At 41.1% G+C, this 16,254-nt stretch carries 17 protein-coding genes; 8 read left to right on the top strand and 9 right to left on the bottom strand.

Annotated features, from left to right (window positions below):
• Positions 1-138: 138 nt before the first annotated feature.
• On the top strand, positions 139-582 hold the full coding sequence (locus tag PMAN_RS14930; RefSeq protein WP_010557767.1) for a PaaI family thioesterase: 444 nt from the start codon (positions 139-141) through the stop codon (positions 580-582).
• Between the two features lies 1 nt (position 583).
• Here PMAN_RS14930 and PMAN_RS14925 read toward each other — a convergent pair whose 3' ends face one another.
• A complete protein-coding gene (locus PMAN_RS14925) occupies positions 584-964 on the bottom strand; it encodes a hypothetical protein (protein ID WP_006793771.1) in 381 nt (126 codons plus the stop codon).
• 246 nt (positions 965-1,210) lie between these two features.
• Between PMAN_RS14925 and PMAN_RS14920 the strand changes: the two genes are divergently transcribed.
• From PMAN_RS14920 to PMAN_RS14905, 4 genes are all read left to right on the top strand, one after another.
• Positions 1,211-1,909, top strand: coding sequence for a membrane protein (locus PMAN_RS14920; protein WP_010557768.1), 699 nt, complete (start codon positions 1,211-1,213; stop codon positions 1,907-1,909).
• Between the two features lie 62 nt (positions 1,910-1,971).
• Complete coding sequence (locus PMAN_RS14915; protein WP_033019623.1) at positions 1,972-2,625, top strand: endonuclease; 654 nt, start codon at positions 1,972-1,974, stop codon at positions 2,623-2,625.
• Positions 2,626-2,771: 146 nt separating this feature from the next.
• Entirely contained in the window at positions 2,772-4,388 is a 1,617-nt protein-coding gene (locus PMAN_RS14910; protein WP_010557769.1) for a S41 family peptidase, read from the top strand.
• Positions 4,388-4,759, top strand: coding sequence for a hypothetical protein (locus PMAN_RS14905; RefSeq protein ID WP_010557770.1), 372 nt, complete (start codon positions 4,388-4,390; stop codon positions 4,757-4,759). The genes PMAN_RS14910 and PMAN_RS14905 overlap by 1 nt, the downstream gene beginning before the upstream one ends.
• A gap of 108 nt (positions 4,760-4,867) precedes the next feature.
• On the opposite strand, the gene PMAN_RS14900 is transcribed toward PMAN_RS14905, so the two are convergent.
• Positions 4,868-5,761, bottom strand: a complete 894-nt coding sequence (locus tag PMAN_RS14900) for a LysR family transcriptional regulator (protein ID WP_006793766.1) — start codon at positions 5,759-5,761, stop codon at positions 4,868-4,870.
• Positions 5,762-5,880: 119 nt separating this feature from the next.
• Here PMAN_RS14900 and PMAN_RS14895 point away from each other — a divergent pair, with 119 nt between their 5' ends.
• The gene (locus PMAN_RS14895; RefSeq protein WP_010557771.1) at positions 5,881-6,447 is read left to right on the top strand and encodes an NADPH-dependent FMN reductase; all 567 of its coding nucleotides are present in this window, start codon (positions 5,881-5,883) and stop codon (positions 6,445-6,447) included.
• Positions 6,448-6,458: 11 nt separating this feature from the next.
• Here the strand turns inward: PMAN_RS14895 and PMAN_RS14890 are convergent, their stop codons facing one another.
• A complete protein-coding gene (locus PMAN_RS14890) occupies positions 6,459-6,905 on the bottom strand; it encodes a tellurite resistance TerB family protein (RefSeq protein ID WP_008129052.1) in 447 nt (148 codons plus the stop codon).
• A 96-nt stretch (positions 6,906-7,001) separates the two neighbouring features.
• Between PMAN_RS14890 and PMAN_RS14885 the strand changes: the two genes are divergently transcribed.
• Positions 7,002-7,364, top strand: coding sequence for a hypothetical protein (locus tag PMAN_RS14885; protein WP_010557772.1), 363 nt, complete (start codon positions 7,002-7,004; stop codon positions 7,362-7,364).
• A gap of 5 nt (positions 7,365-7,369) precedes the next feature.
• Here the strand turns inward: PMAN_RS14885 and PMAN_RS14880 are convergent, their stop codons facing one another.
• Positions 7,370-7,963 carry a hypothetical protein gene (locus PMAN_RS14880; protein ID WP_010557773.1) on the bottom strand — a complete coding sequence of 198 codons (594 nt, stop codon included), beginning with the start codon at positions 7,961-7,963 and terminating at the stop codon, positions 7,370-7,372.
• 43 nt (positions 7,964-8,006) lie between these two features.
• Complete coding sequence (locus PMAN_RS14875) at positions 8,007-8,993, bottom strand: SRPBCC family protein (protein ID WP_010557774.1); 987 nt, start codon at positions 8,991-8,993, stop codon at positions 8,007-8,009.
• A 416-nt stretch (positions 8,994-9,409) separates the two neighbouring features.
• Between PMAN_RS14875 and PMAN_RS14870 the strand changes: the two genes are divergently transcribed.
• Positions 9,410-10,918 carry a DUF3360 family protein gene (locus PMAN_RS14870; protein ID WP_033035400.1) on the top strand — a complete coding sequence of 503 codons (1,509 nt, stop codon included), beginning with the start codon at positions 9,410-9,412 and terminating at the stop codon, positions 10,916-10,918.
• An 82-nt stretch (positions 10,919-11,000) separates the two neighbouring features.
• On the opposite strand, the gene leuD is transcribed toward PMAN_RS14870, so the two are convergent.
• The 4 genes from leuD to leuA are packed head-to-tail and all read right to left on the bottom strand — an operon-like array spanning position 11,001 to position 15,681.
• Complete coding sequence (gene leuD / locus PMAN_RS14865) at positions 11,001-11,600, bottom strand: 3-isopropylmalate dehydratase small subunit (RefSeq protein ID WP_004589386.1); 600 nt, start codon at positions 11,598-11,600, stop codon at positions 11,001-11,003.
• On the bottom strand, positions 11,600-13,000 hold the full coding sequence (gene leuC, locus PMAN_RS14860) for a 3-isopropylmalate dehydratase large subunit (protein ID WP_010557776.1): 1,401 nt from the start codon (positions 12,998-13,000) through the stop codon (positions 11,600-11,602). Before leuC ends, leuD begins: the two co-directional genes overlap by 1 nt.
• Before the next feature lie 54 nt (positions 13,001-13,054).
• Positions 13,055-14,131 (bottom strand): 3-isopropylmalate dehydrogenase, encoded by a 1,077-nt coding sequence (gene leuB / locus PMAN_RS14855; protein WP_006793757.1) that lies wholly within the window; start codon positions 14,129-14,131, stop codon positions 13,055-13,057.
• Entirely contained in the window at positions 14,128-15,681 is a 1,554-nt protein-coding gene (gene leuA, locus PMAN_RS14850; RefSeq protein WP_010557777.1) for a 2-isopropylmalate synthase, read from the bottom strand. Before leuA ends, leuB begins: the two co-directional genes overlap by 4 nt.
• Positions 15,682-16,254: the final 573 nt, after the last annotated feature.

Raw genomic sequence — 16,254 nt, 5'->3', positions numbered from 1 at the left:
TATACAGTTAAATAAAAATCGCAAATTTAAATTATCCGTTCAAATAGCTAAATTACTTCCTTACGTGTACATTTTAGAGGCTTTCTAAAATAGCCTATAAAAATAGTAACTTGCTACAATAAATTTAAGGAAATCTATATGAGTATTTGGTATCAACCCATTACATTAGCATTGTGTAAACAATTGGACGAAGGCATTAATGGCCAAGGGACGCTAATGAAAACCATGGGAATCGAAATAACAGAGATAGGCGACGATTACTTAGTAGCAACTATGCCTGCAATCCCTGCACACCATAACCCTATTGGCATGGTTCATGGCGGCGCAAACGTTGTACTCGCCGAAACCGTAGCGAGCTATGCTGCTAATTTTGTGGTTGATTTCACAAAGTTTTACTGTGTTGGGCAAGAAATAAGTGCAAGCCATTTAAAGGCTTCTCGCAATGGTACATTAACGGCAACAGCACGCGCATTTCATATTGGAAAACGAAGCTCTGTTTGGGAAATAAAAATCACAAACAGCCGCAACGAGCTGTGCTGCGTATCAAAAATGACCGCAGCCGTTGTTGAGCGAAAGGCGTAAGTTATTTTTCGAGAGGGTAAATTGTTATTTCCATACCCGCGCCAATAGCAGATATACGCAGTAGTGTATCTGCATGTAAAGCTTGATTAAAACACTTTGGCGACGTGCCTGACTCAAACCCTATATCAAACGTTCTACGTGAGCAGCTCAACCATTGCTTTAATGCATTGCGTGAACATGACTCAATAAGCTCACATATATGGTTTATTGCTTTGTCTGGTGATTTTACATCGCCAGCTACCTCAATACGTGCTAATTGACGGTATTCGTCTTTGTCATAATGTAAAATCGTTGCGACTTTTTTTAGGTCGGCCACCAGCACACTAATATCTTGTTTTGACTCAAGCTCTAGATCTACATTTAAAAATTGAATTTCCGACATTGTCTCGTATTTATCCTCTAATGGTTACCATGCAAACTTTAACGCAGTTTTACCTTTATACCAAATCAACACCCTATAAATAGACGTTTTATATGGTAATACTCTTATTTTAGAGTGCGATTGCTACTTACAATTGGCGCTATTGTGCTGAAACGCTATTTTAATGCACTAGTGCGACATTTTGTCGCACTCACCTTGCTCAACCATCGCGTAAAATGTCTTGTAAAAATAATAAGATAAACACACATGAAAAAAATTTTTAAACCAGCACGTAAACTTCATAAATGGTTGGGCTATTTATTAGGAATACAAATACTAGCTTGGTTGCTTGGCGGTTTGGTTATGAGCGCTATTCCGCTTGAAAAAGTACATGGTAAACACTTAGCAACACGCACCCTGGCTAACCCCTTTAAAAGCAGCGATTACGTCGCATCAATTGATAATATTGTTTCACAAGTAACTAATCCGACTAAGATAACCTTTGCGCATTTTTTATCTACCCCACTTATAACTGTAACCAGTGAAGGCAACCCTCAAAGTTTTAATGGCATTACTGGGCAACCATTTAAAGCCCCCAATAAACAGCAAATAATTGCTAATGCACACGCGCATTTACTTATTGATGCTCAACCAGTAAGTACCACTTTATTAGGTTTAGGGCCAAGAGAAAGCGGTTATAAAAAAGATGTATGGAAAGTACAATTTAACGATACATTTAGTACCACACTCTATTTGTCATCAGATACGGGCAAAGTGATTACTGTGCGCAGCACACTGTGGCGAATTTTCGATTTTTTTTGGATGCTGCATATTATGGATTACGATGAACGTGAAAACTTTAACAATCCTCTATTAATTAGCTTTGCTGCAACCAGTGTGCTTTTTTGTTTAACTGGCTTTTTACTGCTATTGCAAAACATAAGGATTAAACGCAGATTTAAATAAGTTTATGTTTGCCTGTTGAGCCAGTAAACTAGGGGCTCCTGTAGTTCACGTATGTGATGGATATGACCCGATTGATTTTGGCCTTACTGGCTTGCTGTGTCTGTTTTTCGGTATCAAGTAAAGACTTTACTCGCTTCTCTACTGCTAAAAAGCACTTAATAAAAACGCTACCGCACAATGCAAAAAGCCTGTATTGCGGTTGTGATATTAAAAAACAAGGTAAAAAACTAGTGCCAGATCCAACGGGTTGTGGCTATGTACCTCGTAATACATTTACCCGCTCAGGCAAAGTAAACCAGCGCGCTTTACGTATTGAATGGGAGCATATTGTATCGGCATGGGAGTTTGGGCATCAACTACAATGTTGGCAAAATGGTGGGCGGAAAAACTGCCGTAAAGTCAGCGAAAAATTTCGAAAAATGGAAGCTGATATAAATAACTTAGCCCCCGCAATTGGCGAAATAAATGCTGACCGCTCTAATTATCGTTTTGGCATGCTAGGTGGAGCCGCGACTCAATACGGCCAATGCGATGTAAAAGTAAACTTTAAGCAACGTGTTGTTGAGCCACCATTTTATGCCCGTAAAAAAATTGCCGACGCCTATGCTTACATGCAAAAAACCTATGGTTTAAAAATTTCAAAGCAACAACAAAAACTTTTTAATGCGTGGCAAAAGCAAGACCTAGCACTAAAAAGCACTATACAAAAAATGTAATGATATTCCCGCTAATAAGCGAACTTAAAATACTGCTTTACCAATAAAAAATGACACAATTATTTACATAAAGAAAAAGCAAAACGTTGAATAAATAATCAGGTGTTGTAGTATTTTAAACAACTTATTTACAGGAAGTACCGAATATGTTTAAAAACAACACTCTATCGCTTGCAATTATTAGCGCGCTCTCAGTTTTTGCTTTAACAGGTTGTGGTGGAGGCGGAGGTAGCAACACTACACCAGCGCCTGTCACGCCACCTACAAGTAGCACACCGACATGGACTGCCGGTGTATTTGAACCTTCAGACGAACTCAAAAACTTTTGCGAAAACCCACGTACAGGTAACGACCCGTTTAATAATAATGAGCCTTACCCTGACCAAGCTGGCTCAGCCTTATACGAAAAACTATGGCTTCGCTCATGGAGCGACGAAACATACCTGTGGTATGACGAAATAGCCGATAACGACCCTGAATCGTTCGATACCGTGGCTGACTATTTTGCTCAACTAAAAACCGAAGAGCTAACCGATTCAGGCGCTAAAAAAGATAACTTTCATTTTTCAGAACCCTCTGAAGATTACTTCCAAGAAGCACAATCGGGCGTTACCTCTGGTTATGGTATTAACTGGGCATTTATTGGTGATTCAGCCGATAGAATTTTACGTGTTGCTTACCTTGAAGATGACTCACCAGCTAGCCAAATTGGCTTTCAACGAGGCGATACCGTACTTGAAGTTGATGGCGTAAGCATTAATACCAATACCCAAGCAGGGATTGATACTTTAAACGAAGGCTTATTTAGCCCAACCAACGGTGATTCACATACAATTGTTGTTCGCAGTAACGACGGCACGGAAAAAACATTTAACGTCACAGCGGGTAACATTGAGCAAACGCCTGTTCAAAATGTAAAAACGATTGTAACAAGCAATAACACGCGCGTTGGTTATATGCAGTTTAATAGTCATATAGGTATTGCCCAAGAAGGCCTAATTGATGCAGTAAATAAATTTAGAACCGATAACGTAGACGAACTCGTTATTGATTTTAGATACAACGGCGGCGGTTTATTAGCGCTGTCTGCGCAGCTAGCGTATATGGTGGCAGGAAGTGCCAATGTACAAAACCGCTTTTACTATCAAACGCAACAAAATGATAAACAGCCTGTCGATTCTCCATTTCCGTTTATTGACGAAGAAATAGATTACTCAACGTTTTTTAGTACTGGCGATAAATTACCTGATTTAAACTTATCTAAAGTGTATGTACTAAGTACATCAGGTACCTGTTCAGCCTCTGAAGCATTTATTAATGGCTTAAAGGGAATAGATGCAGAGGTGGTACTTATTGGCGACACAACCTGTGGTAAACCATACGGATTTACGCCTACACACAACTGTGGAACAACCTACTACACCATTCAATTTAGTGGCGTTAACAGTAAAGGCTTTGGCGAATATGCCGCAGGCTTTACCCCAACACCAACACCACAATTTAATGCCGATGTACAAGGGTGTGTTGTTAGTGATGACTTTGATAATCAACTTGGTGATAGCAACGAAAGGTTACTATCTACAGCACTTTTTCATATAGATAATAACGGCGCATGCCCAATTACAACAACAGTCGCTAATAGTAAAGTAGATGTACCAAGCTTTGCTGCTACGAGCGAAAAACTGCAGCCTTTAAACGCACCAAACGATCTTACCCGCGGTAACATGGATCTAACATGGCCTACGTTGTCTGAGGAGCAATAATGGTAAAGTTACTGACGGTACTCACTGTATTAATAAGTGTAGGGGGATGTAATAGTATGAGTAATGCCGTTGCAAAGCCTGCGCTATTAACAGAGGTTAACCCAGGCGTTATAACTGTGCTGCAACAGGCAATTATAAAAGCTAAAGGCGGTAAGCTTGTTACACTGGCCGACACCGTTTTTACCAAACGCAGTGAGTTATTACTAAGCCATGGAAATAGTAAAGATCCCAATGGCATGCCCATTATGGGCGCGCATAATATCAAGTCAGAAAAGTTTGTTTTGCAAATTATTGGCGAGCAATGCGTGCTGTATTACCCTAAAAAAGATCTCACTATTGAGCTTAAAAACGTAAGTTGTAAAGCACAGTAATTTAATAACGAAAAAGGCTTACAACTTATTGTTGTGCGCCTTTTTATTGTAAAACTATAAAAAATGCTGATTGCCAAAAAATAACTCGATCGGGAACCCTTCAGTTTTTTATTTAGCAAGTTTATTAAAATGCGCCTTTAATAAGCCTGCAAAAGCTTGTACTTTCGCGGTGCGATGCACTAAATGATGGGTCACTAACCACACATCGGTGGGCCAATTTAATTCACTATGTAGCACAGGAACCAAATCGCTATATTGCGCTGCTACATCATGTTGTAAACCACCAATCCCTAAGCCTTTAATAATCGCGCGTGTAGCCTCGGCAGTTTCTGATACACGTAATTTGATTTGCGATGCAGGAATGTTTTCGTCTGCCCAAGCAAAATAAGGTACGCGCGCATTATATCCCGCCACTCCTGATACAAAATTATGCTGCAATAAATCACCTAATGATTTAGGCATACCATGCTTTGTAATGTAACGTTTGTTAGCATACAAACCCGATGTAAGCTTTGCTAAGTGCTGAGCAATGTAATCCCCTTCATCAGGTTTAGGGCCTGCACGAAGCGCAATATGTGCTTGCCCGTGATCGAGCCGCAAGCGTTTTTGCTCCAAAATAACTTCAAGCTGCACTTGTGGGTGTAATGCCTGAAATTGCTCACATACATCACCCATAACATCAATAAACCCACTCACCGTAGTAAGTAATAAACTTCCGCGTAAAGTACTGTCGGCAGCGGCAATATCGTTATGTAGCTGTTCGAGCGAGGTATCTATAGTTTGCGCTGTCGCAAATAATTTAGCGCCAATTTCAGTTACCTTGTAACCACGAGCATGGCGATGAAACAAGCGGGTATCTAGGTTTTTTTCAAGGCTGTTAATTCGTCTTAACACAGTGCTGTGGTGCACATTAAGTGCCTCTGCTGCAGCTGTAAGTGTGCCAAGCCGCGCCACTTCAAAGGCCACTTTTACGTCTTGCCAGTCATCAAATTTAATTGCCATGCGCTCTGCCTTTAACTTGTGTGCATATATGCACATAAGTGTTGCGTTTATTTGGGTTTTCTACAAGTAAAAGTTTGCTACATTAGGTATGTAACTTAAAACATAAAAAGGCCAAACTCATGTCAGCACCAAAAATTATCGCGCTTGCGGGCAGCTTACGTAAAGAAAGCTTTAATCAAAAACTTATTAATGAAGCAGCACGTTTTGCTCTGCAAACAGGTGCTGAAGTAGAAGTTATTCAGTTAAACGAGTTAGATATTCCACTATTTAACGAAGATATTGAAGCACAAGGCACACCCGCTGATGCACAACGTTTAAAAGACAAACTTCGCTCTGCAGATGGTATTTTACTGGCAAGCCCAGAGTATAACGGCTCGATCACTGCGCCGTTAAAAAACGCTATAGACTGGGCTTCACGCACTGAGCAAGGTGCAGTACCGGCGTTTCGTAATAAAGTTGTGGCCTTATTTGCTACTTCACCGGGTGGATTAGGAGGTTTACGCGGTTTAAACCACGTACGTGATATTTTAAGCGGCATTGGTTCGTTAGTGCTTGCCGACCAACTTGCTGTACCGTCTGCGTTTTCTGTTTTTGATGACAATGGCCAAATTAGCGACCCAGAAATAGCTGATAAAGTATCTTCGCTTGCTCATCAATTAGTCAGTGTTGCAAGCAAATTAAAGTAACCTTATACGCTTTACTTTTGCTTTGTCGCCGCTATTTTTGCGGCGATAAAATCAACATGCGTTACATATAATAGACCCGCTATTTTACGTATTACGTACTCTTCTTGTGGGTCTATTTCACCGTCTGCGTAGGCTAAACGCCACAGCAATTCTATTATCTCTATTCGCTCTGCCGCACTGCAATGCTCATTAATCTGTTTTGAAAACTGAAAGTAATCAATTGCGCCATCTAAACTACTTGCTGCATTGGTAGTGAGTTCTTCAACCTCAGAATCTGTTAAATTAAAATACTTTTTTAAGGTTACAGTCAGGGTGTGTTGTTCATCATGGTCGAGCTTGGTATCTGCACGCATCACTTCAATTAGCAACGCTGCTACCGCCGTTTTTAAATCGTGTGGCTCTATACTTGGCGCTGGATCATCGAATGCTGTAAAAAGCTGTTTTATTTGTTTGAACATCACATTATCTCTTTTGGTGTTAGACTTAACGTACATAAACCGAACTTGTATGAGTATTTAATGGGTATTAAGTTCGCAAATTAAAGGATACATTTTATGAAAGGGTTATATTCACCGCGCTTTATCATTAGTTGCGTACTGGTGGGCCTTTCGAATACAGGCACTGCACTGGCCGACACCGTCGAAAAAGAAAAATCATACGACTTTGATAACAAAGTTCATTATTATCAAACCAAAATTGACAACAGCAATTATAAAATAGAAATACAATCAGACGATTACAAACACTTTGCTAATCAAAGTATGTTTTTACTGCGCCATGCAGACAGGTTATGCCGTGGTAACACCTTTATGTTAAAAGTGCTTGAAGGCGTGCAAGAGTACGAACGTTTTCCTACTAAACCACGCGCTTATCAACCACCTTTAACCGTTTTATTGCAATGCGAAAAGCCTGAATAATAAATTTACTCTTCGTATCCCCATGGTGCAGCGGGTGGCGTAATAGGTTTAGTTAAATCAAAGTCCACCTTAAACTCGCGCCCTTGGCGAATTAACCGATACGTAAATACCTCAGGATAAATATACATTTGCCATGTATTACCTGCCGACTGTTCAATGCCTTGTGCTACAAATAATTCTTTAGAGTATTGATCGGCCGGGAAAGACTGCATTTGTGCAAAACCCGCATCAAGTGTATGACCGCCATACATAGTAGAAGCGTCGTCTGTGCCATCTTTATGGCGATGATCATGCTTTAAGCTCAAACCACTGCCCGTTTTAGTAATGATCCACGTACGCGATGCATCATCACCCACATGAAATGGCACTTGTAGCTCGCTATCAGTACATTTACGTACATGCATAACTAACTTTTTATTATCAAATGAGCTTGGGCCTTTTGCGTTATCTACGCTTACTTTACCCTCAAACGCTTTCCCACAATACGCTGCTATATTATTAAAAAATGCATCGTGTGTTGGTATAGATACTAAAGGCGCAGGGCGCGCAATAGCAGCTGATGAAGCAAGTAATAACGTTGCTGCCGTTAATAATTTCATAAAGTACTCTTATAATAGTTTTTTAATACCATAGCGGTTTAAGTTAATAATGGGAAATAGCTGCGACAAGTGGCTTTTCTGCTCTGTTTTTCATTAATGTTAAAAGTGAATAATGGAAGTCTTTAAAAATAACCTCTCCCCATATACGCGAATAAACACCAAAATTTGTATTATCTTGCACGGTCGTTTTTAAAGTTAAAATGGTATTGCCGCTTTTATCTTCACTTAACGCATACCCACCGTAAAGAGGTGAAAAGTATTCGCCGCCTAGTTTTACATGTTTATCGAGTGCATCATCGGGAATAGCATCAGGGTCTATGTCAAACCTATAAAGCATCTGTTTATTTGGCTGCCAATCAGTAATCACTTCTTTAAATGCAACTCCTTTTTGCCATTTACTGGTTCTAATTGCACCAACACCCGTAGCATTCATATTTGCCTCTAAAGGTTTAGGTACACCGATTAAATGGGTAAGCGAAAATGGCAATTCTTGTGGCTCTATGGTGCTTACATTTGCAAGCTGCTGCCACACATGGTTTATAGGCGCTTCAATAATTATAGAGTTGGTGACTTCGTACGTTTTTGATAAGTGTAAATAATTTACCTCAATAGGTGAGAGCAACACAGGAAGTAAAGCGATTGAAAGTAAAGGCCTATTAGCGTTTTTTATTTGACGATTTTTAATAAAGCCTGCCAATAAACCACCTATACTTGCAAAGATCATAAAGGCAGGCAAAGCCATTGCCACACAAATACTGCCTTCAAGCAGTGTAATAACGCTTACAAGTAAAAAAACAAAAATTGGCTGCCAAGCAATAGTCACCATTTGCCTTTTAGTTAATGTATTTGAGCTTTTAAATTCAAAATGAATACGAATATAACCAATTGCAACGGGCACTAAAAACATAAATGAAATGGATACAAGGCTACTTAAATTATAAGTATCAAGCAGCTCTACAAACAGCCGCATAAATATGCCGTAAAGCGTACCGAGTAAAATACCAATTGATTTAGGGGAGTTGAATTGCATCTCTATTCTTTATTGTTGTTATTAACAATCAGAAAGTAACAGATGTATTATTCCACCACAAATAAAACAAAATTAACGGCTCCCGCAAACAAATAGCTTGAAATAAAACAACTTTAACAACCACTAAGACTAAAGGATAATAACCTGCCGTTAACACGATACTATTTCTGCAAATAGCTCTGAGCATCTTTAATGACATATTCAAGAGCATGATCTATATAAACTTTTAATCATTTTCTGTAATTTATGACTTTTAGTGTAAAGCTGTTTTTTAAATTAACTGTATTAAAAACAACCATACACGACCTTTTGCCTATACATTCCTGAGTAAAAGCTGATCTACCCTGCCCCTTCACTATTCATTTGCTTTAACAAAAGCCGTATTAATAAATAAGCAACGAGTAACAGGAGGGACTATGTCAGTAACCCCAAAGGGTCACAACTCAGATCACAAAAGTACATTGCACGACAATACCAACAGCTATCAAAACAACCATAAACCCAGTTCAGAGTTTAATACCCGTGACGAATACCTAGAGCACGAGCTACAAATTATGCAGCCCAAGCGCTGGCGGCCTAATTTACCCTTTAGAGACTACCGCTTTGAATTTGAAGATACTATTCCAGCCATGGCGGGCACTATTGGTAAAGTGGTTATGGTAGGTGCTATTGCCGCTACATTTGCAGCGCCACTAGGTTTAAGCGATGCGTTTGTGTTAGAGAACGTACGCTATGAATTACTGATTGTTTCTATTTTTATTATTTTGTTTTCGGGCTTTATTTTACCTACCGCTAACTTAGCGGGTACTCATGGCCCACTTATTCCACTTATTCCTATTGTGGTTGCCGCTGGCGGCCATCCTATGGCGTTTGGCTTACTGATTGGTGCCTTTGGCTTTATTTTAGCCATAACCAAAGGAGGGAGCTTGCTGGCACGCTTAACAAGTAAAGGCGTGTGCGGGGGCTTACTTATATATTTAGGCTTTATTGGCACAATTTCGCAGGTTAAAAAACTGTTTGCATGGGCTGAGGCCATTGATATGGCGCACATTGCATTTATTGTTATTTTGGCGACCATTTTATTGTATGCGTTACTTGAGCACTTTAAAAAGCGCTGGTTAGCTGTGCCGCTTAGCTGCCTTATTGGCGGTGTGGTTGCATTTGCACTCGGTGCGCCGTTTGAATTTAATACCGCGCCGGGCTTACCAAATATGAACCCAGCTTATTGGTGGGGCGAAAACACAGGTTGGATGCTTGGCTTACCTACGCTTGAAAGCTTTGTGGTTGTGCTGCCGTTTGCGGTATTGGCTGTGGCTATGTGGTCACCGGATTTTTTAGGGCATCAAGTATTTCAAAAAATTAGTTACCCGCAACGTACTGAAAAAGTTCAAATGAACATAGACGACACCATGCTAAGCGCATCGGTTAGACAAACCTTTGGCTCGCTAGCCGGTGGTGCTAACTTTACCTCATCGTGGGGAACTTACATTGTCCCTGCCGCTATTGCTAAACGCCCTATTCCGGCAGGCGCCATTTTAACAGCCGTATTTTGTATTGTTGCGGGTTTATGGGGCTACCCAATGGATTTAGCCATTTGGCAACCCGTGCTTTGCGTTGCGCTTATTGTAGGTGTGTTTATTCCGCTGCTTGAGGCCGGTATGGAAATGACACGCGAAGGTAAAACAACGCAATCGGCCGCTATTGTGGTGTTTGCCTCAAGCTTGGTTAACCCTGCTTTTGGTTGGTCACTGACTATGCTGCTTGATAACTTAGGCTTAATTGGCTGTAAAGAACGCAGTGCTAACTTAACCAAAATGAGCCGCTGGATTATCCCGCTCATTATGTTTGTAGTTTTAACTACGGTAATGGCTATTGTTGGTATGCTGCCAGGCATACCCGCGCTAATGGCAGATTTTAGACATTAATAATTAGAAAACTTAAACATAAAAAAGCGCGGCTTATATACTCAGCCGCGCTTTGTTTTCATATGTAATTAATTGCTTTTTGTTACTGCCAAGGGCGCTCAGCAGCAAGTTGTTTTTCAAACGCATCAATTTGTGGATTTAGCGTTTCGGTCACACCTATAAAATCTAAGCCACTTAATAAACGCTCTTTTACGTCTTTACGAATATCAAAACTAATTGGCGCAAACTTATCGCTTGTTAATGTTTGGTTTTCAAGATCGATTTGAATGTTTATATCGTCGTGCTGCTCACTAAGTACAAACAATTGCTCAAGCGTGTCGGCTGGTAGCGCAATGGCTAGCATTTGGTTGTTGCCACAGTTATTAAAGAAAATATCAGCAAAGCTTTCCGCTAAAATTACTTCAAAACCATATTGCTTAAGCGCCCACGGTGCATGCTCACGTGATGAGCCACAACCAAAGTTATCGCGCGTTAATAATATTTGCGCACCTTGGTAGCACGGGCGGTTTAAAATAAAATCAGGGTTTGGTTCGCCGTTTTCTAGGTAACGCCAATCGTAAAACAGTGCTGCATCAAAACCATCACGGCTGGTTGATGTTAAAAACTGCTTAGGAATAATTTGGTCTGTATCTACATTGTTTTTATCAAGTGGGGCCATTAAGCCACTAAAAAATACGCTCATTAGGCTTCTCCTCTTATATCAACAAAGTGGCCATGTATTGCAGCAGCAGCTGCCATTGCTGGGCTTACTAAGTGCGTACGCCCGCCACGGCCTTGGCGGCCTTCAAAGTTACGGTTAGACGTAGATGCACAGCGTTTGCCCGCTTCTAAGCGGTCGTCGTTCATTGCTAAACACATTGAACAGCCCGGCTCGCGCCACTCAAAACCTGCCGCTTTAAAAATATCGGCTAAGCCTTCGTCTTCGGCTTGCTTTTTAACAAGGCCAGAGCCCGGTACAATTAATGCCTCTATGCCAGCTACTACTTGCTTGCCTTCAACAATTTTTGCCGCTGCACGTAAATCTTCAATACGGCTATTAGTACAAGAGCCAATAAAGACTGTATCTACTTTCGCGCTTGATAATTTATCGCCCGCTTTTAAGTCCATGTATTTAAGTGCGCTGCGAATAGCGTCGGCTTTAATTAAATCGGGCTCTTGGTCTGGATCTGGTATGCATTCATCAACACCAATTACTTGCTCTGGGCTTGTACCCCAGGTAATTTGTGGCTGAATGTCGTCAGCATTTAGCTCAACAACTAAATCAAAGTGTGCACCTTCATCTGTTTTTAATGTTTCCCAATATTCAACTGCTGCGTCAAAGCCAGCGCCTTTTGGTGCAAACGGACGACCTTTTAAGTAATCATACGTAATTTGGTCAGATGCTATTAAACCCGCTTTAGCACCCATTTCTATGCTCATGTTACATAGTGTCATACGGGCTTCCATTGAAAGTGCTTCAATGCCTTCACCGCAAAATTCAGCAACATAACCAGTGCCACCAGCGGTACCTAACTTGCCTATAACCGCCATAATTAAATCTTTAGAAGTTACCGTTGGGCGAAGCACACCGTTAATTTGAATTTTTAACGATTTTGCCTTTTTTTGCTGTAGCGTTTGCGTTGCTAATACATGCTCAACCTCAGAGGTACCAATACCATGTGCTAATGCGCCAAACGCACCATGCGTAGAAGTATGGCTATCACCACATACAATGGTAGTGCCAGGCAGTGTAATACCTTGCTCTGGGCCCATTACATGCACAATACCTTGGTTAATTGAGTTTAAATCGTAAAGTACAATGCCAAACTCTTTACAGTTCGCATCTAGCGCCATTAACTGGTTTTTAGAGACTTCGCTTGCGGCATCAAGTGATCGGCTTTTAGTCGATACATTATGATCCATCGTTGCAAAGGTTTTTTCTGGGCAACGTACCGTACGGTTTTTTTCACGTAGGCCAGCAAAAGCCTGTGGTGATGTCACCTCATGTACTAAATGACGGTCAATATAAAGTAAATCAGTTTGCTCGTTTATGCTGGCAACGGTGTGTGCTTGCCAAATTTTGTCGTATAACGTTTGGGCCACTTGCTAATTCCCTACTTTGTTAAGTCGCAGCATAACGGTGCTGCGATTTATATATTAAATACGTGAAACGATGGCAGCTGCCACATCGCTTGTGCTGTATCCACCTTGTGGGTAGATATCTGGCGTGCCAACGCCTGCTTCTACAGCTTCGGCTACGGCTTTTTCAATCGTGCGTGCTGCTTCGTCTTGCCCTAATGAGTAACGTAGCATCAGTGCAGCACTTAAAATTTGTGCTATTGGGTTTGCAACGCCTTTACCTGCAATATCTGGCGCGGAGCCACCGGCAGGTTCGTACAAACCAAAGCCCGATTGATTTAAGCTAGCCGATGGTAATAAGCCCATTGAGCCTGTGATCATCGCACACTCATCTGACAAAATATCACCAAATAAGTTATCGCAAAGTAGCACGTCAAACTGGCTAGGCTGTTTAACTAACTGCATCGCTGCGTTATCTACATAAATGTAATCTAGGCTGACCTCTGGATAGTCTTTACTTACTTCGGTGACTACTTCACGCCATAATACGCTTGATGCAAGTACGTTGGCTTTATCAACAGAGGTAACATGGTTACTACGTAATTTTGCTGCTTCAAAAGCAAAGCGGGCAATGCGTTCAATTTCTTTACGCGAGTAGTTTTGCGTATCAAATGCAAACTCTTCTTCGCCTTCGCCACCTCGCCCTTTTTCACCAAAGTAAATGCCGCCGGTAAGCTCGCGTACACATAAAATATCAAAGCCTTTTTCGCTAATATCAGCGCGAAGTGGCGACGCTGCACTTAATGCTGGTAATAACTGTGCTGGGCGTAAATTACAAAACAAACCAAAGTGCTTACGAAGCGGTAAAAGCGATGCACGCTCAGGTTGCTCGTTTGGTGGAAGGTTTTCCCACTTAGGGCCACCTACTGAGCCAAATAAAATGGCATCGGCGTTTTCACACGCGCTTAGTGTTTTTGGTGGTAATGCTTCACCAAATTCATCAATGGCTGCACCACCAATAGCATGATGCTCGCGGTTTAGAGTAAAACCAAACTTATTGCTTACAGCATCAAGTACTTGCTCTGCTGCTGCCATTACTTCTGGGCCAATACCGTCGCCTGCTAATACGGCAACGCTGTAGTTTGTTTTACTCATCCTGCTTTCCTTTGTTGTTTTAAATCAGACACTTTTTGTGCACGATAAATTAAGTTGTAAACACGGATCATGGCGCGTACCGACGCTTCTACCACATCCGCAGCAATACCCGCACCGTGATAAGGGCGACCATCGTATTTAGCAATAATGTTTACTTGGCCTAGCGAGCTTGCGCCTTGGCCTGTAGCTTCTAAGTTGTATTCAATCATTTCAACGCTCATACCGGTTAAGCGCTCAATAGCTGCAAACGACGCCTCTACTGGGCCATTACCTGTTGCGGCTTCTTGTTTAACTTCGCCATCAATCACCATACCAATAGTAGAGCTGGCTACCGATTGCGAGTTAGACGCTGAGTTAACAAACTCTAACTGGTATTTTTCGTCTTTGTCGTTAATTTGATTTAAGTAAATCATGGCTTCAAGGTCGTAGTCGTACACCGTGCCTTTTTGATCAGCTAGCGCTAAAAAGCTTTCGTATAGGCTGTCCATATCGTAGTCCGCTTTTTGGTAACCTAACTCTTCTAAGCGGTGCTCAATAACATGACGGCCCGAACGCGAAGTCATATTTAATTGGTTGTTTGGTACGCCTACGCTTTCTGGCGACATAATTTCGTACGTATTTTGTGCTTTTAATACGCCATCTTGATGAATGCCCGAGCTATGTGCAAAGGCGTTTTCGCCCACAATGGCTTTATTTGGCTGTACTGGCATATTACAAATTTTTGCCACTTGGCGAGATGCACGATAAATTTCTTCGCTTTTAATATCGGTGTGTACTTTTAAGTGGTCTTTGCGCATTTTCATGATCATTGCCACTTCTTCAAGCGAGCAGTTACCCGCACGCTCACCAATACCATTTATTGTACATTCAATCTGGCGAGCACCCGCTTGTACCGCGGCTACCGAGTTAGCTACAGCTAAACCTAAATCATTATGACAATGCACGCTTAAACGCGCTTTATCTATATTTGGCACGTTATTCATTAAATGGCGGATCATCGCGGCGTATTCATCTGGCGTTACAAAGCCAACAGTGTCGGGTAAGTTAATAGTAGAGGCACCCGCGTTAATGGCCTGCTCAACAATTTTACATAAATCCCAGTGCGGCGTGCGCCCTGCATCTTCACACGAAAACTCCACATCGTCTGTGTAGTTGCGCGCTAATTTAATTGATTTAACCGCCATGGCCGTTGCATCATCTAGGCTCATACGTAATTTATGTTCAAGGTGCAAAGGGCTTGTGGCAATAAAAGTATGAATACGGCTTTGCTGTGCTGTGCGAAGTGCCTCACCACAGGCTTCAATATCTTTTGCTACTGAACGCGCTAAACCACAAATAATTGGGCCTTTTACTTCAGTTGCAATTCGTTGCACCGAGCGAAAGTCAGCAGGGCTGGATACCGGAAAACCCACTTCCATCACATCAACATTCAAACGGCTAATAGTATGCGCTAACTGAATTTTATCATCTTCAGTAAGGCTTGCCTTAAGTGCCTGCTCGCCATCACGTAAAGTGGTATCAAAAATCCATACTTTATCTTTGTCTTGCATAACTGCCCCTCATTCCTATGTTACCCAAATTTCAATTTATCCCAGCCGCGAGATAAAAAAAACCCCGCAATTGCGGGGTTTTTAATGTTCAACTCAATGCAAACACACTAATCCCCGCTTACTTGCCATAGCAGTAAGAGGTTAAGTTTTAGTGTAATTAAACGAATATTTTGCATCTTGTTTCTTGTGTGTGTGTTCAGTGAGACCTATTTTTAACATTACAGAGAGATCGAAGCAAGCATAAAAATTCCACAAAACACCTTTAAAACACAACCATAAAGAAAATATAAACTAATATAGCTTAAATAATAAGATTAAAAATGCCAAGTACGCTTCTTGTCACCATAATTAAATCGGCTTTAAAGTGATCCCCGATTAGATAAGTTTTGTCACTTTTATTTAAGTTTATAAAGTAATCACATGTTTAATGATTAAAAAGTGCCATGACTCACTTTATCGACAAAATAGTCAAAGTGATTTGAGCTATATTGAGCCTACTTGCATATCAATAGAATCGATTCATTCTGTTCAAAGTATTCTGTTAATAAGTAAACTATTGGGCTTGCAGATCCT

It is taken from the genome of Pseudoalteromonas marina (genome assembly GCF_000238335.3).
Classification (GTDB): Bacteria; Pseudomonadota; Gammaproteobacteria; order Enterobacterales; family Alteromonadaceae; genus Pseudoalteromonas; species Pseudoalteromonas marina.
This window is presented reverse-complemented; position numbering and strand designations above follow the sequence as displayed.